This window comes from Amycolatopsis sp. NPDC059027 (assembly GCF_042739735.1).
Lineage (GTDB): Bacteria > Actinomycetota > Actinomycetes > Mycobacteriales > Pseudonocardiaceae > Amycolatopsis.
On the sequence record NZ_JBHYIK010000032.1, the window covers coordinates 1 to 16,930 of the forward strand.

Here is a 16,930-nt window from a genome sequence, read left to right on the forward strand (position 1 = left end):
CCTCCTTACCGGCGGTGAGTGCCGGTAAGGAGGCCTTCACGGCTTTTCGGGGCTTGGTGGTCGCGCTGGGAGCCGGGGGCACGAGCGCTAGCAAAGGTCCCTCGCTCCCCGCTCCACCCGCCGGGCCGGAACCGAGGGACGCCCTGGGTGCGTTCACCGCACCGAGGGACGCCCCCGTTGCACCCAACGCGCCCAGGGACGCCCTTGTCGCACCCCGGGCCAGTGTGTTGAAGGGCGCCTTCGGTGCACTGGCGGTGCTGAAGGACGCCTTCGTTGCGCTCAACGCACTGAAGGCGCCCTTCAGCACGTCTGGCGGCAGCCACGGCCCCGGAACCCGTAGCGACAGTGCCTGGCTGGACACCGGCGCCGCGTCGGCGGGATCGGGTGCCCCGAGCGTTAGCAAAGGTCCCTTGCTCCCGTTCCGGCGGCGCGGTCAGGTGCTGCTGATGTCGTGAACGCGTCGTAGCGGACGTTGGACGTCGTGAACGGGTCGTTCGGGACATGCCCGTGTTGGTCGAGGCGGGCGCAGCTGTCGGGCGGACCCCGCTCCCAGTCTGTTCGGCAGCAGAGCGCTAGCAAAGGTCCCTTGCTCCGCCGTTAGCGCCGTGTGGCACCGAAGGCTGTCCCCGCGGCGCCCGAAACCCACCCCACGGACAGCGATCGGCCTGTCCCCGTCAAGCGCTGCGAAGCGGCCGAACGGCGTAGATACCCAGGGTGCGAAGCGACTCCGCAGCGTCACCGCGAAGGGGGTGAGAACCCCTTCGCAGCGTCATCGGAACCGCTCACCGAATACCGTCACCCACTCGAACCTTTGTTCGAGAAATTGTCGGTGCCAGGGTGTTCAATGCATGGGTGAGCAACTCAGCACTCGCCGTCTTCGACGTCATCGACGAAGTCATCGCCCCGCTCCGCGCCGAGGTGCCGGAGCGGCCTTCGGTGATGGAGTTCTACGACCCGCAGTTCGAGGTGCCACCCGTCCTCGCCGACACCGAACCGCCGCCCGGCCTCAGCCTGGCCGACGAGGTCGAGCAGTACACCCGGTTCGTCGCGGGCATGTCCGCCATCGGGCTCGCGCCCGACGGCGAGGTCACGCCTGAGGCCGTCGGGCTCTATCGGGCGCTGCGCGGCGGGTTCATCCGGGGTGTCGTCACCGGCGTGTTCCCCACCCGGCGGGAGCCGTGGGAGGTCCGCTTCTTCGGCGACGAGGACTACACCACGGTGGTGAACAAACTCGGGCACCGAGCGCGGTTGCGCTCGGGTTTCCTCAGCTCGCTGCCCGGCTGGGTGTTCGACGACCTGCCGGACCGGCCGCCGGGGCCCGGTGCGTCCGTGCGCATCCACACCGACGAGGGCGGGCTCATCCCTGCGGAATGCGCTCCGGAGCTGGCCGTCATCCGCGAGTGCGTTGCCCGGCCGCGGCTGGGTACCGTGCTGGTCGACCTCGCGGTGCGGGACGCCATTCTCGCCAAATATCCGCACGGCGCGTTCGGGCTGGTGGACAACGACCTCGGCCGGTACCAGTTCAGCGCGGCCGTCGGCCGGTCCGGCCGCTGGACGATCACCTGGGGGCCCGCCACCCGCAGCACCGCCGAGCAGTGGATCGTCAAGGCGGTGCAGAGCCATGCCTAACCGGACGGCGGTGCTGGAGCTGCTCGAGCTGGCGGCCGCACCGGTGCTGGAAGCCATGCCGGAACGCGATCCGGTCGATCGGCTGTACAACCCCGAGGTGACCGACGAGGAGATCCGCGTCCACGGCACGGTGTCCGACGATCCGGCCGATCTGGTCGCCGAGGTCGAGCGGCACGCGGCGTGGGCGGCCGCGCTCGAGGGCACGCCCTTCGGTGACGACGGCGAGCTGACCGAGGTCGGGTACGAGGTGGTGTCGCTGATCCTGCGCGGCTCCGTGCGCGCCGCCGTGAGCGGGGTGTTCGAGGACGGGCCGGAGACCGCGGACATCCGCTGCTACGCCGACGGTGAGCACGCGCTGGTGATGGCCTCCCTGCCCGACCGCACGGCCATCCACCTCGACGACTACGCCCGCCTGCCGGAGCTGGTCGTCGGATCGTTGCCGGACGCGCCGGAGGGGGAGTTCCGGCAGATCTGGCTCTCGGTCGACGAACACGGCCTGATCCACGGTCAGCACGAGGAGGTCGGGGCGTTGCGCGAGCTGCTGGCCCGGCCACGCAGCGGCACCGCGGTGCTCGACGTGTTCGCCTTCGGCGGGCTCTGCGCCGAGTTCCCCGAGCACGGGTTCGTCCTGCTCGACACGGACGTAGGCAGGCACGTCCTGTGCGCCATCCACCGTGGTGGCGGGCAGCGGCAGCTGGTGCTCGCGCCGTTCAGCAGGGACATGCTCATCGGGTGGTTCCGCGAGGTCGTCGACGCCGGGCCGGTGGAGCCGTCGTGACAGGCTCGTAGCCGCGTTGTGACCGGAATCACTACGATGTGTCACGAAGAGAGGTCGACCTTAGTTCCGGATGGCTGGACACTGCCTGTGAACGCGACAGACAGTGTGCAAGGCGTGACGGATATCTGGCCCATTGGGCGGATGCGCGCGACGCCCACGTCGCTACCCTGAAAGGCGAGGACATTCGACAGTGGAGTCGTCGCGAAACGGAGTCTCGGTGCGCTCACGGTTAGTGACTGTTCATGCGGAACGTGGGCACTTCCGCCGCGACACACACAGTGAGGTGGTCCCCCATGAGCAATAGCGGTGAGGTGCCCTTCTTCACCCCTCCGGAGCCCCCGGCGCGCGACGGCACGTTGTCCGGCGGGCAGGGCGATACGTTCGCCGATCCCCTTTCCGGGCTCGTGACCGCCGCGGACGTACCCCCGGCGGGCACTGGCAACGGGGCGGGGAACGGCGTGCCGAGGGTCGTGGTGCCGGGCCCGGTGCAGCACGATCCCGAAGTGGTGCGCCAGATGGTGGACGCAGCGCTCCGCGAGGACACGCAGCAGGGCGGCGCACCCCACGCGCCCGAAGCGATCCCCCCGGCGGGCACCGGCGGAACGGTCGGCGAGCAGGTGGCGCCACCACTCGGCGTGCTGCCCCGGCAGCGCACCTGGCCCGCCCGGCCGCCCCAGCTGCTGCGGCGAGCGAAACCGGCCCCGGCCCCGGACGTCGAAGACGAGCTCGACGAGGAGATCGAGGCAGCCACGCCGAAGAAGCGCGGGCTCCCGTCGATCAGCATGCCCAGCTTCGGGCGGCCCTCCTCCAGCACCGCGGGCGTCATGCTGGCGGTCGCGTTGTTGATCGTGTTCGGGATCGTGGCCATCCAGATGGTGTCGAGCCTGGTCAGCAGCGTGACGGGGCTGTTCCACTAACGCGTCCGCCGCCCGCTCGGACCGGCCCGCCGCCGCGCCCCACCTGTTACCAGGGTTACGCTGGCGGCACGGTCGGGGGACCCTGCCGGGTCGCCCGACGCCGTCGGGACGAGTGGGGTGGGCAGCATCAGCGAGGGCATGCGATCAGTACCCGGGGCAGGCCCGGGTGGATCGTCGGCTGCCGATGCGTCGACGATCCACCGGGTCCGGCGGGTACTGGCGATCAAACCGTTCCGCCGCCTCTGGGGCGTCACGTACCTGTGCAGCGTCGCCGACTGGCTGAACCTCCTCGCGCTGACCGGCCTGGCCACGAAGCTGCTCGACAACTACACCGCGCAGAACTTCGCGTTCGTCGCGGTCGTCCTCACCGCCTTGCTGCCGGGGCTGCTGTTCGCCCCGGTCGGCGGCCTGCTCGCCGACCGGTTCGACCGGCGCAAGGTGATGGTGCTGTGCGATCTGGGACGCTGCGGCTTCCTGCTGTCCATCGCGTTCGTCGGCGCGCCGTGGTGGCTGTTCGTCGGCAACTTCCTCGTCGGCTGCTGCTCGATGATGTGGATCCCGTCGAAGGACGCGGCGGTGCCGAACCTGCTGCGCCGCCCGGACCAGGTCGAGACCGCCAACCAGCTCGGCATGGTGATGACCTACGGCCTCGCGGTGATCACCGCGGCCGGTGCCAACGCCGTGCTCACCGGCATCAACACGACGTTCCACTTCTTCCCCGGCGGCAGTGCCGACCTCAACATCGCGAAGATGGTCGTCGTCATCAACGGCCTGCTGTACCTGACCAGCGCGATCCTGATCGCCACCCGGATTCCCGAGCTGTCGCTGCGCAACGTGCACGAGGCGCCGAAGGCGACGGTCAAGAAGGCGGACGAGGAGAAGCTCGGCATCGGCGCGATGCTGCGCGACGGCGTCAAGTTCGTCCGCAGCACGCCGCTCGTCCGCGGTCTGCTGATGGGCGCCTTCGGCGCGTTCGCGGCCGGTGGCGCGGTGATCGGCTCGGCGAAGCCGTACTCGTCGAGCCTGCTCGCCGGCGACGCCGCGTTCAACATGCTGGTGCTCTCGGTCTTCCTCGGGCTGGCGACGGGGATGGCGGTGGCGCCGAAGCTGGCCAGGCGGCTGGCGCACGACCGGCTGTTCGGCATTTCGATCGTGGCGGCCGGGCTGGCGCTGGCGGTGGTCGCGATGTCCCCGCATCTGGCCGTGTCGCTGGTCGCGGTGGCCGTGGTCGGCCTCGCGGCCGGAGCCGCGTTCCTCACCGGCGTGACGATCATCGGCTCCCGCGTCGAGGACGCCATCCGCGGCCGGATCAACGCGATCTACCAGTCGATGCTGAAGATCGTGGTGTTCGGGGCGACGATCACCGCACCACTGCTGATCGGCCTCGTCCAGCCCCGCCGGATCGACGTGTGGGGCAGTTCGCTCACCATCGACGGCACCCGGCCGGTCCTGCTCGGCGGGGCCGTGCTCGCGGTGCTGGCCGGTGTTTTCGCCTACCGGCAGATGGACGACCGCCGCACCGAACCGATCCTGAGCGACCTGCGCAACGCGCTGCGCCGCAACCCGCGCCGCGTCAACGGCTACCTCGTCGCGGTCGAGGGCACCACGGCGATCAACACCGCGCGCCAGGCCTCCGGCCTCGCCGACTGGCTGAGCACGGGCACCCGGCCCGTCGTGCTCGCCGCCGATCCCGCGCTCGACAACCAGCGTCTGGAAAAGCTGCTCTCCAGCGCGTCACTGACCGGTGCCCGCGCGCAGGCGCTCGCCGCCGCGGCGGTGCGTGCCGACATCGTCGAGCGGCACGTCCGGCCCGCGCTCGACGCCGGTTCGGTCGTCGTGATGGAGCGGTTCGTCGATTCGCCGCTCGCCCACCTTTCCGCCGTCGCGGGTCTCGACAGCGGCGAGCTGGAAGGGCTCGCGGACTGGGCGACCGGACGGCTCCGGCCGGACCTCACGGTCCTGCTCGACGCCGCTCCCGGCGAGGAGCCGCGTGATCGCTCCGAGGCGATGAACGACCAGTGGCGGGTCCAGCACCTGCTCACCGAGATGGCCGCCGCGGATCCGGATCGCTATGTAGTGGTCGAGGCCGACGGCACCGACGAAGAGGTCGCCGAGCGGGTCCGCGAGGCTGTCCGCGCGGTGTTCGTCGGCCGGTTGTCCGGCCTCGCTCCGGTGGACGAGGCCGTTTCCCCTGCCGGGACGCCCGAGTCACCGGCTGAACCTGTTGATGCTCCGGCGGAGGCGAAGTGACAGAGCAGGTACGGATCGGCGTCTGGCGGCAGCTCGTCGGCCAGGAACCGGCCGCCGAGACGCTCGCGTCGGCCGCCGCGGCCGCGGCGAAGATCGTCGCGGGCGAACCCGTCGCCCCGGCGGCGATGACCCACGCGTGGCTGCTCACCGGTCCGCCCGGCTCCGGCCGCTCGACGGCGGCGCGGACGTTCGCCGCGGCGTTGCAGTGCAGCACCGGGACCGGCTGCGGCGAATGCCCCGGCTGCCGCACCACCATGGCGGGCACGCACGGCGACGTCCGGCTGGTCGTGCCGGAAGGACTGTCGATCTCGGTCGCCGAGATGCGCGCCCTCGTTCAGGCCGCGGCCCGTCGCCCGACGACGGGCAACTGGCGGGTCGTGATCATCGAGGACGCCGACAGGCTCACCGAAGGCGCGTCGAACGCGTTGCTCAAGGCGGTCGAGGAGCCGCCGGAGCGCACGGTTTTCCTGCTCTGCGCGCCCTCGGACCATCCCGAGGACGTGTCGGTGACGATCCGTTCGCGCTGCCGTCTGGTGGCGCTGCGCACGCCGCCCGCGAGCGCGATCGCCCAGGTGCTGATCGACCGTGACGGCGTCGAGCCGGATCGCGCGCAGTGGGCCGCGTCGGTGTGCGGCGGACACGTCGGCCGCGCGCGGCGGCTCGCCACCGACGAGGCCGCCCGGCAGCGCCGCGCCACCGTGCTGCGGATTCCGCTGGGGCTGCGCCGCCCGTCGGACGTGTTCACCAGCGCCGATCAGCTCATCAGCGCCGCGGAGGCCGACGCCGGCGAGGCGAGCAAGGCCCGTGACGAGAACGAGCGTGCCGAACTGCGGACGGCGATGGGCGGCGACGGCACCGGGAAGGGCGTCGCCGGTGCGAAGCGGGCCGCCGAGGCCGCGGTGAAGCAGTTGGAAAAGAAGCAGAAATCGCGGGCGACCCGTACTCAGCGGGACACGCTGGATCTGGCGCTCGTCGACCTCGCCGCGTTCTACCGCGACGTCCTGGTGACGACGACCGGGGCGGGCGCGACGCTCAACCACCCGGACCACGCCGAGCAGATCGCGACGGCGGCGGCGTCCTGGGGGCCCGAGTCGGCGCTACGACGGCTCGAAGCCGTTCTGGAATGCCGTGACGCCATCGGGCTCAACGTGAAGCCGCGGATCGCCGTGGAGGCCATGGTCACCACGTTGCGCCAAGGCTGAGCCACCGCGACACCCCGGACAAAGGACGGCCCTTCATCCCGGGCGGGATGAAGGGCCGTCCTTTGTGGATGGACGTCGGGCGCCTACTCCCGAGGGCGCGGCGACGGCTTGAACGGCTCAGGTGTCTCCGGTTCCTTCGCCGGGGTCAGCGTGAGCGTGGCCGGGCGACGGCGCCGGCTCGGCATCGCGGCCACCATGACCACGCCGAGCAGCAGCATCGCGGTTCCGGTCCAGAACATCGGCACGGTGTCGTACGCGCCGGTGTAGGCCAGGTTCTTCACCGGTCCCTTGGGCGCTTCGCCGCCACCGGGCGGAGGTGCCGGGGTCGTCGTCCCGCACACCACGCCACCGGTCGGCGCGTAGGACCGTGCGATCTGCTCACCCAGCGAGACCTGAGCCAGCGAGGACGGCAGGTTCTTCGCCGCGTCGCCGGGCAGCAGGTCCTTGAACTTGCTGGTGGGCAACAGCTGCAGGTCGAACATCCGGGCCGAGGCGCCGAGCTGGTAGCCGGAGAACGGGTCGTTCAGCTGCGCGCCCTTCTGGTCGAGCCCGGCGATGGACAGCCGCAGCACGCCGAGGTCGAGCACGGTGCCCGCGGTGTTGCCGACCTGCTGGAGGCCCTTGGTCATCGTCGAGACGAGCCCGCCGACGACGGGGATGTCGTTGACCTTGCCGAACTGGTCGCTCAGCCCCGACAGCGGCAGCCCGATCGGGATGTCCTTGGTCGGGTGCGCCGCGTCGAGCGTGTAGAGCACCTTTCCGCCCGCCTCGATGGTCAGCACCGGCGCGGTGTACTCCACTTTGGACGTTTTCTCGTCGCCGGTGGAGGTCACCTTCAGCGTCGGCTGGCTGGCCACCTTGATGCTCAGCGCGAGCGGGGTGCCCTTGAGGATCTCGATGTCGGCGCCCTGCAGTGTGGAGATCGACTGGACGGCCTTGTTCTTCGAGCCGGGGATGTCGACCAGCTTGACCTGCGAGCGGGAGGACAGCGTGTTCGGCAGGCTCAGCAGTGACCCGGTGCCGTTCGCGGCGGTCTGCCCGCCGCCCTGCAGGAGACCGCCGAGGCTCTGCAGCCCCTTGGTCAGGTCGAAGCCCTGGGCGAGGGTCTTCGGGTCGACGTTGAGCTTGTCCAGCCCGAGGCTCGGCATCGACGGGATGACGTTGAGCAGCGACAGGCTCGCCACCGACGTGCTGGCGTCGGAGATCGTGTCGACGCACGGCCCGAGCGTCGGGCTCCAGCGCGCGTGCGCGCTGCCGTTGAGCAGGCCGACGTTGAGCAGCGGGTTGGGCGGGCCGTTGAGGCCGCCGCTGATCGGCTGCGGGTTGTCCGGCAACGCCGTCTGCACGACGCTGCCCGGCGTCTGCGGGGCGTTGCCGCCCACCGACAGCCCGAACGGCGAGGCCTGCGCGATCGCCTTCTCGTAGCTCAGGTACGCCTCGGAGTTCGCCGACGCGCTCGAAAGGCCCATGCCCGCTTCGAGCGCCGACTGCTTCGGCAACTGCTTGTCGTAGCCGGGGATGATCGAACTGGTCGGTACCGCGTTCGGCAGCAGCCGCAGCACGCCGAGCGCCGAGCCCGCGTCGCCGACAGCATGGCCGAGTGGCTGGGGCCCCATCGGTGCGGTCGCGGGCGGCTGTCCCGGGTTCGCCGGTTCGGGGATCGGCGTGGTGGGGATCGTCTGGGCCGTCGCCGGAGCCGCGGTCAGCAGGAGCAGCGCCGCGGCGGCCGGCAGGGCCACCGAGCGGGGCAGTCTTCGCCGCATGTGCCAGGTCCTCCAGGAGGTAGGTCGATCGGGGAGTGAGATCGACGTCATAGGACCCTAACGACGACGCCCCGGGGAAGTGACGCGCGAGGGCTCCGCTACACTGGCTTTCGGCTCCGGGCGACAGTCCGGTGCTTGCCGCCTTAGCTCAGTCGGCCAGAGCGATTCACTCGTAATGAATAGGTCGCGGGTTCGATTCCCGCAGGCGGCTCCACTCTGACCAGGGACTTTCCGGATTCCGGAGGGTCCCTGCTCTGTTTCCGGGGAACTCGCTCAACTGTGAATTTCACTCGAACCGGTGCGGCCGCCGGAATCACGCGAACGGGCGACGGTGACGGCGGCTGAACGGCTCGACGGCGGCTGCGGTTCGGCTACTTTGTCGACATGTCTGCCGAAGCGCGTCGACGGTTCGCGGTGCCGGATCGGGTCCGGTGGGCGGTCGCGCTGCTCGATCCGGCGCCGGACGCCCGGCTGCTCGAAATCGGCTGCGGCCCCGGCGCGGCCGCCGAGCTGGTGTGCGCCAGGCTGGACGGCGGCAAGCTGACGGCGATCGACCGGTCGGCGACGGCGGCAGCCCGGACGACGGCGCGCAACCGTCAGCACATCGAAGCCGGACGGCTGGAAGTGCGGCACGGCGAACTCCCGCGGCTCGATCTGCCGTCCGGTGGTTACGACGCGGCGTTCGCCATCGACGTGAACCTCTTCTGGGTCCGGGACCCGGCGCCCGAACTCGCGGTGCTGCGGCACGTCCTGGCGCCCGGCGGAACGCTGTACATCGGCTACGGCGCGTCGGGGCCCACGACCGGCCACAAGGTGGTCGAGCCGATCACGCGAGCGCTCGGCGTCAACGGGTTCACCGAGCCGGAGATGAAACAGGGCGACGCCGGGTTCGCGCTCGTCACGCGCCCGGCGTCGCCCTGAAATGTCCACAAAGGACGGATCAGTCCCGCGGCGGGGTCAGCTTCACCACCGTCACGGTGATCTCCCCGCGCGGGGTGCGATAGGTGACCTTGTCGCCCTCCTTGGCGCCGACGAGCGCGAGCCCGAGCGGGCTGTCGGAGGTGACCGCGTCCGGGTCGTCGCCCGGCACGGTGACGACCTGGAGGGTCTCCTCGTCGCCGTCGTCGAACCGCAGGGACACCTTGGTGCCGTCGGGCACCAGCGAGCTGTCGGCCGCGCCGTGCTCCATCTTCGCGCTCAGGTCGGCGATCTGGCGGTCGAGCCGGGCAGCGGCCTCCGCGCGGTCGATCACGTCCGCCTGGTCCGCCGCGTCACCGGTGCGTTCGAGCTCACCCGGCTGCGGCGACAGCGCGGCTCGTTGCGCACGCAAGCTGTCCAGTTCCTTCTCCAGCTGGCGGCGGGTCGCCGCACTCAGCCCCTTGTCCCCTGAGATCACCATGCCGGGAATTGTCCGCTGTCTGGACCGGGGTGGCCAATCCGGTTTTTCGAGAGCCCGGTCACCCTCCGGGGCCGACTGGGACGTCTGCCCTAGACTTTGGGCCTGGCGTCCCGGAATTAGTAACGAGGATCACCGTGAGTGTCGTCCCCGGTCGCAGCGAACAGCTGTCGCCCAACCAGCTCCACAAGCAGCAGCAGATCGTCGAGGCGGCCCGCGTCGTCCTCGCGCGTGACGGTCTCGCCGGGTGCACGGTCCGCGCCATCGCCGAGGCCGGTCCGCTCACGAAGAGCGCCATCCACTATTACTTCGCCGATATCGACGTCCTTATCGACCGGGCGATGGCCGCGCACATCAACACCTTCGCCGCGGGACTGCGTGCGGTGGCCGAGCGGCACACCGATCCGCGCGAACGGCTGTTCAAGGTCACCGAGGCCTACCTCGACGAATTCGCCGACCGGCCCAACGCGGCCTTCCTGTGGTTCGAGTACTGGATCGCGGCCGGGCGCGCCCAGCACCCGCAGGCGATCGACGCGATGCTGACCTCGATCACCGAGCTGCTCGCCGAACTGCTGTCCCCGCTGGACGTCGACGATCCGCGGGCCCGTGCGCGCGCTCTGCTGTCCTACCTGCTCGGCGCCGTCGTCCAGCAGCGCGTACGGCCGCGGTCCTACGCCACGCTGCGCGGCGACATCGAGGCACTCTGTTTCGCGAACTACGGCTAGAAACGCGCATTAGATCCGTACCGCTACGGATTGTTCTCCCGCCTCCGCGCCCGCCAAGGTCGATCGAAGCCGAAGGCTGCCGAGAGAGCAGGAGGCGTGATGCTTGCGAACAAGCGCAAGAGACGGTGCGTGGCGGCGGCGTTGTCCGCCCTGGTGGTGCTGGCCAGTGGGTTCGCCGCGAGTCAGGCGGCGGCGGAACCCGCGCGGCAGCCCGACGGGCCGCAGATCTACGAGGTCCTCGGCACCGGAACCCCGCAGCTGCGCACCGAGGTCGCGCGCACGGGGGTCGACGTGCTCGGGACGTCCGGTGCCACGACGACGATCATCGCCAACCCCGGTGAAGCCGCCCAGCTGCGCGCGCTCGGGTTCACCCTCGAACCGCGCGGACTGGTCGACCGCGCACCGAGTACGAGCGCCGCGCCCGCGGAGTTCCCGCCCGGATACACCGGCTACCACACCTACGCCGAGGTGACGACCGAGCTGCAGAAGGCGCAGGCGAACTACCCGGCGATCGCGAAGCTGTCGAGCGCGGGCACCTCGTACGAGGGCCGCACCCTCAACGTGCTCAAGATCAGCAAGAACGTCGAGGCCGACGAGAACGAGCCCGAGGTCCTGTTCACCTGCAACCAGCACGCCCGCGAACACCTGACGACCGAGATGTGCCTGCGCATCGTGCAGCGGTTCACCACCGGATACGCCACCGATCCCGCGATCAAGAAGATGGTCGACAGCACGGCGATCTTCGTGATCCCGAACATCAACCCGGACGGCTCGGAGTACGACATCTCCGGTGGCCGGTTCCACTCGTGGCGCAAGAACCGCCAGGGCCCCGGCACCGACACCAACCGCAACTGGGGCTACAAGTGGGGCTGCTGCGGCGGTTCGTCCGGCTCGCCGAGCAGTGAGACCTACCGTGGCACGGCGGCGTTCTCCGCGCCGGAGACCAAGGCCGTCTCGAACTGGGTGAACGCGCGCAAGGTCAACGGCGTCCAGCGGATCAAGACGCACATCGACTTCCACACCTACTCCGAGCTGGTGCTCTGGCCGTGGGGCTACACCTACGACGCCACCGGGCCGGGGATGACCCAGGCCGAAGCGACGAAGTTCCAGAACCTCGGCAGGCAGATGGCCGCGACGAACAGTTACACCCCGGAGCAGTCCAGTCAGCTGTACATCACCGACGGTTCGATGAACGACTGGATGTGGGCGACGAACAAGATCTGGAGCTATACCTTCGAGATGTACCCGCGGGGTGGCAGCCCGGGCTTCTACCCGCCCGACTCGGCGATCGTGCCGCAGACCACCCGCAACGACAAGGCGGTCGACATCATCATCAACGCGGCGATCACCGGCTGATCGCTTCCCCCTGAAATGCCGTTAAGGCCACCTTACGGGCTCCATCCATGCCCCCGCCGCCGCCCTCAACGGACGCGCTGCGCGCGACTGCGTTGGATTCAACGCCCGTAAGGTGGCCTTAACGGCAGGTGGACCCCGGGGGCGAGGTTAGGGTGCGGGCATGCCTTTGTTCTCCTTCGAGGGGCTCAGCCCGCAGATCCATCCGGACGCGTGGATCGCCCCCACCGCGACGCTGATCGGCGACGTCGTCATCGAAAAGGACGTCTCGATCTGGTACGGCGCGGTCATCCGCGCGGACTTCGGGAAGATCGTCATCCGTGCGGGGTCGAACATTCAGGACAACTCGGTCCTGCACGTCAACGACGGCGTGTGCGAGGTCGGGAAGAACGTCACCGTCGGGCACCAGTGCCTCGTCCACGACTGCACGATCGGCGAACAGGCCCTGATCGGCAACGGCTCGACCGTGCTGGACAAGGCGCAGATCGGCGAGCGGGCACTGGTCGCGGCGGGCGCCACCGTCACGCCGGGTACCGTCGTGCCCGCCGAGCACATCGCCATGGGCAGCCCGGCGAAGAAGTTCGTGCCGCTCACCGACAGCGCCAGGCTGTGGGTCGACCACAACGCGGAGGTCTACCGCGAGCTCGCGCGTCGGCACGCGGCCGGGATCAAGCCGATCGAAGGCTGAGTTTTCGGGTTTGACTCTCCGGTAAGTGGAGACTTTAGCGTCGCCGTATGGCACCGAAGAAGCAAACCCACCAGGTCACACTGCACCTCGACGCGGGCAACGCCCCGGTCGTCGACCTCGGCAAGATGCTGGGGCAGACCGGGGTCAACCTCGTCGAGGTCAAGAAGGCCTACGACGCGGCGACCGCGGCCCAGCGTGGCGACGTCGTCCCGGTCGTCGTGTCGGTGTTCGAGGACCGTTCCTTCGAGCTGCGGCTCAAGACGCCGCCGACGTCGTTCCTGATCCGGAAAGCCTTGGGTGACAAGGGTTCCGCGCGCCCGGGTCACGAGACGGCCGGGAAGCTGACCCGCGATCAGCTGCGCGAGATCGCCGAGCGCAAGCTGCCCGACCTCAACACCGCCGACCTCGACGCGGCCATGCGGACCGTCGCCGGGACGGCCCGCTCGATGGGCGTCGCGATCGTGGAGTGACGTGCGCAAGCACAGCGTCGCGCCGCCCTTCCGGGCGCTGGATCCCGAGCTGGACGTCACGGAAAGACTGCTGGCACAAGGGAATCCAGCGCTGCGCGCCGTCGTCGAGCTGCTCCCGGACGAGCACGCGGCGGCGCGTGCTCTTAACGACCTTCTCGACGAAACCGGTGCGCGGCCGCGGCTCGTCGACACGGGGAACGGCTGGCGCATCGTGTATGTGACGTCGCGGGCGGAAGCCGGCGAGCCGGCCGTGGGCGCGGCCGGTCTCGCCGAGCTCGTGACAGTCGGGGGCTGGCGACGGGTCAAACGCTGCGTAGCCTGCGGACGGCCGTTCTGCGATCGGACGTCCGGGTGTACTCGAAAGTGGTGTACGCCGCTTCGTTGTCACTCCGAGCCCCGCACCATCGCGGTGGACTAGGCTGGCTACGCAGCAGCGACTGGCGCCACCGAGGTGGAGCACCACCGGGAAGCGACGACGAGGCCGGCACCGCGCGCCTGGGTCCGGCCGTCACGGCAGGAGAAGGCCCTTGACGCATCAGCCAGCCCTTTCCGCGCTCGCCGCCGCGGACCCGCAGATCGCCGGGCTCGTGGAGGACGAGGCGAAGCGCCAGCACGACAAGATCCGGCTCATCGCGTCGGAGAACTACGTGTCGCAGGCCGTCCTCGAGGCGACCGGCACCGTGCTCACCAACAAGTACTCCGAGGGGTACGCGGGCAAGCGGTACTACGAAGGTCAGCAGCTCATCGACCAGGTCGAGACGCTGGCCATCGAGCGTGCGAAGGCCGTGTTCGGGGCCGACCACGCGAACGTCCAGCCGTACTCCGGCTCCCCGGCGAACCTCGCGGCGTACCTCGCCTTCGCCAAGCCTGGCGACACCGTGCTCGGCATGGCGCTGCCGGACGGCGGGCACCTGACCCATGGCTGGGGCGTATCGGCGACCGGCAAGTGGTTCACCCCGGTGCGGTACGGCGTGGCCAAGGAGACCGGCCGGGTCGACCTCGACCAGGTTCGCGACCTGGCCCGCGAGCACCGGCCGAAGCTGATCTTCGCCGGTGGCACGGCGATCCCGCGCACGATCGACTTCCCGGCGTTCGCGGAGATCGCCCGCGAGGTCGACGCGGTGCTCGTCGCCGACATCGCGCACATCGCCGGGCTCGTCGCGGGCGGCGCGCACCCGTCGCCGGTCGGGCACGCGCAGGTCATCACCACGACCACGCACAAGACGCTGCGCGGCCCGCGTGGCGCGATGATCCTCTCCGACGCCGAGCACGCGAAGGCCGTCGACAAGGCGGTGTTCCCCGGTCTGCAGGGCGGTCCGCACAACCACACCACCGCCGCGATCGCGGTCGCACTCGGTGAGGCCCAGCAGCCTTCGTTCAGCGAGTACGCGCACACGATCGTCGCGAACGCCAAGGCGCTGGCGGCGGCGTTGCTCGAGAAGGGCTACGACCTGGTCTCCGGCGGCACGGACAACCACCTGCTGCTGATCGACCTGACGAACAAGGCCGTGCCCGGCAAGCCCGCCGCGCAGGCGCTGGACCGCGCGGGCATCGAGCTGAACTACAACACGGTGCCGTTCGACCCGCGCAAGCCGTTCGACCCGTCGGGCATCCGGCTCGGCACGTCGGCGATCACCACGCGCGGGCTCAGGCCGGAGCACCAGGTCCAGGTCGCCGAATGGATCGACCGCACGGTGACCGCGGCCGCCGCGCAGGAGGAGTCCTCTTTGGACACCATCGCCGCCGAGATCAGGGAGTTCCTGGCGCCCTTCCCGATCCCCGGCTACTCCGCCTGACCGACCCGGCGCAAGGTCTCTGAAGGCCACCTTGAGGGAACGCAAGTCCCTCAAGGTGGCCTTCAGCGGCTTCAGGGGAGGATCTCGACGCCGTCGCATCACGGAGCGACGAGCGTCACAGGAAATTTGATTGCTGAATACAAGCTTTCGGGGAACACTTGTCTTCGGCAAGTAGTTGAGGGGTACAAGCAACTACCGAAGACTGAGGGAGATCCCATGAGCACGACATCCACGGCGGAAGGAGAGACCGCTACGCAAGGCAAGCTCTCCCACCGGCAGATCCTGACGGTGCTGTCCGGGCTGATGCTCGGCATGTTCCTGGCGGCGCTGGACCAGACGATCGTGTCGTCGGCGATGAAGACGATCGCCGACGAGCTGCACGGCCAGAGCCTCCAGGCCTGGGCTACCACCGCGTACCTGATCACGGCGACGCTTTCGACGCCGCTGTACGGCAAGCTTTCCGACCTCTACGGCCGGAAACCCATGTATCTCACAGCGATTTCGCTGTTCCTCGCCGGCTCACTGGCCAGCGGGATGGCGGGCTCGATGTACGAGCTGGCCGCGTTCCGTGCGTTCCAGGGGCTCGGTGCCGGTGGCCTGATGTCGCTGGCACTGGCGATCATCACCGACATCACGTCGCCGCGGGAGCGCAGTCGCTACCAGGGTTACTTCATGGCGGTCTTCGGCGTTTCGAGCGTCGCGGGTCCGGTCGTCGGCGGGTTCTTCGCCGGTCTCGACTCCTTCGCGGGGATCACCGGCTGGCGCTGGGTGTTCCTGGTGAACGTGCCGATCGCGCTGGCCGCGCTGGTCGTGGTCAGCAAGGTGCTGAACGTGCCGCACACCCGCGTCGAGCAGCGGATCGACTACTGGGGCGCGGTGACGATGATCGTCGGCATGGTGCCGCTGCTGCTCGTGGCCGAGCAGGGCCGCGAGTGGGGCTGGGGCTCCCCGGCGTCGATCGCGATGTACGTCGTCGGCGCGCTGGGCGTGGCCGCGTTCGTCTGGCAGGAACGCCGGATGGGCGACGCCGCGTTGCTGCCGCTGCGGTTGTTCTCGCGGCCGGTGTTCCGGGTCGCCACGCTGGTCACGGTGATCCAGGGCGTCGGGATGTTCGGCGCGATGATGTCGCTCCCGCTGTACCTGCAGATCGTGAAGGGCGCGACGCCGACACAGGCGGGCCTGCAGATGCTGCCGCTGACGCTCGGGATCATGGTCGCGAGCATGGTGAGCGGTTCGGTGATCGGGCGGACCGGGCGGTACAAGGCGTTCGCGGTGGCCGGGCTCGGGGTGATGGCGGCGTCGGTGTTCGCGCTGGCGACGATCGGGGTGGACACGCCGATGGCGGTGGTCATGGCCGTCGCGTTCGCGATCGGGCTGGGACTGGGCGCCTCGATGCAGACGCTGCAGCTCGCCGCGACCAACGACGTGCCGCCGTCCGACATCGGCGTCGCGACCTCGTCGGCGACGTTCTTCCGGCAGATCGGCGGCACGGCGGGCACCGCGGTGTTCATGTCGATCCTGTTCGCCACGGTCGGCGACCGGATCGCGGCGGCGGTGCGCTCGGCGATGGCCTCGCCCGCCTACGCGGCGGCGCTGGCGCGGCACCCGGAGTTCGCGCAGCGGATGTCCGGTGGCGGGGTGGACATCAACGACACGTCGTTCCTGTCCACTTTGGACCCGGTGCTGGCGCGGCCGATCCTCGACGGGTTCGCGAGCTCGATGAGCACGGTGTTCGTCGTCGGCGGGATCGTGCTGACGGTCGGCTTCGCGCTGGTGTGGCTGCTCAAGGAGAAGCCGCTCTCGGACAAGTCGGCGATGGAGCAGCGTGCCGACGCCGAGGCGGAAGCCGCGACCCCCGCGCTGGCGATGGCGCACTGATCCGCTGACACGCTGAAAATGCCGTCAAGGCCACCTTATGGGGGTGGGTCGCCCGGGAGGGGGCCTGGGGGGGGTGGGGGGGGGT

Annotated in this window: 15 protein-coding genes and 1 tRNA gene; 14 read left to right on the top strand and 2 right to left on the bottom strand. The window is 69.9% G+C overall.

From position 1 onward, the window contains the following. Positions 1-837: 837 nt before the first annotated feature. From ACFWY9_RS22480 to ACFWY9_RS22500, 5 genes are all read left to right on the top strand, one after another. The gene (locus ACFWY9_RS22480) at positions 838-1,629 is read left to right on the top strand and encodes an ESX secretion-associated protein EspG (RefSeq protein ID WP_378327829.1); all 792 of its coding nucleotides are present in this window, start codon (positions 838-840) and stop codon (positions 1,627-1,629) included. After that, the gene (locus tag ACFWY9_RS22485; protein WP_378327828.1) at positions 1,622-2,407 is read left to right on the top strand and encodes an ESX secretion-associated protein EspG; all 786 of its coding nucleotides are present in this window, start codon (positions 1,622-1,624) and stop codon (positions 2,405-2,407) included. Before ACFWY9_RS22480 ends, ACFWY9_RS22485 begins: the two co-directional genes overlap by 8 nt. 293 nt (positions 2,408-2,700) lie before the next feature. Next, on the top strand, positions 2,701-3,324 hold the full coding sequence (locus ACFWY9_RS22490) for a hypothetical protein (protein WP_378327827.1): 624 nt from the start codon (positions 2,701-2,703) through the stop codon (positions 3,322-3,324). 138 nt (positions 3,325-3,462) lie between these two features. After that, positions 3,463-5,574: a bifunctional MFS transporter/dTMP kinase gene (locus ACFWY9_RS22495; protein ID WP_378327826.1), complete on the top strand. Its 2,112-nt coding sequence runs from the start codon at positions 3,463-3,465 to the stop codon at positions 5,572-5,574. Next, positions 5,571-6,776, top strand: coding sequence for a DNA polymerase III subunit delta' (locus ACFWY9_RS22500; protein WP_378339832.1), 1,206 nt, complete (start codon positions 5,571-5,573; stop codon positions 6,774-6,776). The genes ACFWY9_RS22495 and ACFWY9_RS22500 overlap by 4 nt, the downstream gene beginning before the upstream one ends. Positions 6,777-6,859: 83 nt before the next feature. Here the strand turns inward: ACFWY9_RS22500 and ACFWY9_RS22505 are convergent, their stop codons facing one another. Then, a complete protein-coding gene (locus ACFWY9_RS22505; protein ID WP_378339833.1) occupies positions 6,860-8,539 on the bottom strand; it encodes a hypothetical protein in 1,680 nt (559 codons plus the stop codon). A gap of 137 nt (positions 8,540-8,676) precedes the next feature. Between ACFWY9_RS22505 and ACFWY9_RS22510 the strand changes: the two genes are divergently transcribed. Both ACFWY9_RS22510 and ACFWY9_RS22515 read left to right on the top strand, forming a co-directional pair. Next, positions 8,677-8,753, top strand: a tRNA-Thr gene (locus tag ACFWY9_RS22510). A 170-nt stretch (positions 8,754-8,923) separates the two neighbouring features. Continuing rightward, positions 8,924-9,460, top strand: a complete 537-nt coding sequence (locus tag ACFWY9_RS22515) for a class I SAM-dependent methyltransferase (protein ID WP_378327823.1) — start codon at positions 8,924-8,926, stop codon at positions 9,458-9,460. A 19-nt stretch (positions 9,461-9,479) separates the two neighbouring features. Here the strand turns inward: ACFWY9_RS22515 and ACFWY9_RS22520 are convergent, their stop codons facing one another. Continuing rightward, positions 9,480-9,938 (bottom strand): GreA/GreB family elongation factor, encoded by a 459-nt coding sequence (locus ACFWY9_RS22520; protein WP_378327822.1) that lies wholly within the window; start codon positions 9,936-9,938, stop codon positions 9,480-9,482. Between the two features lie 134 nt (positions 9,939-10,072). Between ACFWY9_RS22520 and ACFWY9_RS22525 the strand changes: the two genes are divergently transcribed. The 7 genes from ACFWY9_RS22525 to ACFWY9_RS22555 all read left to right on the top strand — a co-directional run bounded on the left by ACFWY9_RS22525 (position 10,073) and on the right by ACFWY9_RS22555 (position 16,845). Then, positions 10,073-10,660, top strand: a complete 588-nt coding sequence (locus tag ACFWY9_RS22525) for a TetR/AcrR family transcriptional regulator (RefSeq protein WP_378327821.1) — start codon at positions 10,073-10,075, stop codon at positions 10,658-10,660. A 129-nt stretch (positions 10,661-10,789) separates the two neighbouring features. Next, on the top strand, positions 10,790-12,016 hold the full coding sequence (locus ACFWY9_RS22530; protein ID WP_378339877.1) for a M14 family metallopeptidase: 1,227 nt from the start codon (positions 10,790-10,792) through the stop codon (positions 12,014-12,016). A gap of 160 nt (positions 12,017-12,176) precedes the next feature. After that, positions 12,177-12,701, top strand: coding sequence for a gamma carbonic anhydrase family protein (locus ACFWY9_RS22535; RefSeq protein WP_378327820.1), 525 nt, complete (start codon positions 12,177-12,179; stop codon positions 12,699-12,701). A gap of 47 nt (positions 12,702-12,748) precedes the next feature. Then, positions 12,749-13,171 (top strand): 50S ribosomal protein L11, encoded by a 423-nt coding sequence (rplK, locus tag ACFWY9_RS22540; RefSeq protein WP_378327819.1) that lies wholly within the window; start codon positions 12,749-12,751, stop codon positions 13,169-13,171. Between the two features lies 1 nt (position 13,172). Beyond that, entirely contained in the window at positions 13,173-13,589 is a 417-nt protein-coding gene (locus ACFWY9_RS22545) for a hypothetical protein (RefSeq protein ID WP_378327818.1), read from the top strand. A 109-nt stretch (positions 13,590-13,698) separates the two neighbouring features. Continuing rightward, the gene (glyA, locus tag ACFWY9_RS22550) at positions 13,699-14,967 is read left to right on the top strand and encodes a serine hydroxymethyltransferase (protein WP_378339834.1); all 1,269 of its coding nucleotides are present in this window, start codon (positions 13,699-13,701) and stop codon (positions 14,965-14,967) included. 216 nt (positions 14,968-15,183) lie between these two features. Continuing rightward, positions 15,184-16,845, top strand: a complete 1,662-nt coding sequence (locus tag ACFWY9_RS22555) for an MDR family MFS transporter (RefSeq protein WP_378327816.1) — start codon at positions 15,184-15,186, stop codon at positions 16,843-16,845. Positions 16,846-16,930 lie beyond the last annotated feature (85 nt).

What these genes read in the sequence shown, in the direction of transcription:
- rplK (WP_378327819.1), top strand. Translation starts at nt 12,749, where the DNA reads ATGGCACCGAAGAAGCAAACCCACCAGGTCACACTGCACCTCGACGCG.
- ACFWY9_RS22535 (WP_378327820.1), top strand. Translation starts at nt 12,177, where the DNA reads ATGCCTTTGTTCTCCTTCGAGGGGCTCAGCCCGCAGATCCATCCGGAC.
- ACFWY9_RS22515 (WP_378327823.1), top strand. Translation starts at nt 8,924, where the DNA reads ATGTCTGCCGAAGCGCGTCGACGGTTCGCGGTGCCGGATCGGGTCCGG.
- ACFWY9_RS22485 (WP_378327828.1), top strand. Translation starts at nt 1,622, where the DNA reads ATGCCTAACCGGACGGCGGTGCTGGAGCTGCTCGAGCTGGCGGCCGCA.
- ACFWY9_RS22520 (WP_378327822.1), bottom strand. Translation starts at nt 9,938, where the DNA reads ATGGTGATCTCAGGGGACAAGGGGCTGAGTGCGGCGACCCGCCGCCAG.
- ACFWY9_RS22495 (WP_378327826.1), top strand. Translation starts at nt 3,463, where the DNA reads ATGCGATCAGTACCCGGGGCAGGCCCGGGTGGATCGTCGGCTGCCGAT.
- ACFWY9_RS22505 (WP_378339833.1), bottom strand. Translation starts at nt 8,539, where the DNA reads ATGCGGCGAAGACTGCCCCGCTCGGTGGCCCTGCCGGCCGCCGCGGCG.
- ACFWY9_RS22490 (WP_378327827.1), top strand. Translation starts at nt 2,701, where the DNA reads ATGAGCAATAGCGGTGAGGTGCCCTTCTTCACCCCTCCGGAGCCCCCG.
- ACFWY9_RS22555 (WP_378327816.1), top strand. Translation starts at nt 15,184, where the DNA reads ATGAGCACGACATCCACGGCGGAAGGAGAGACCGCTACGCAAGGCAAG.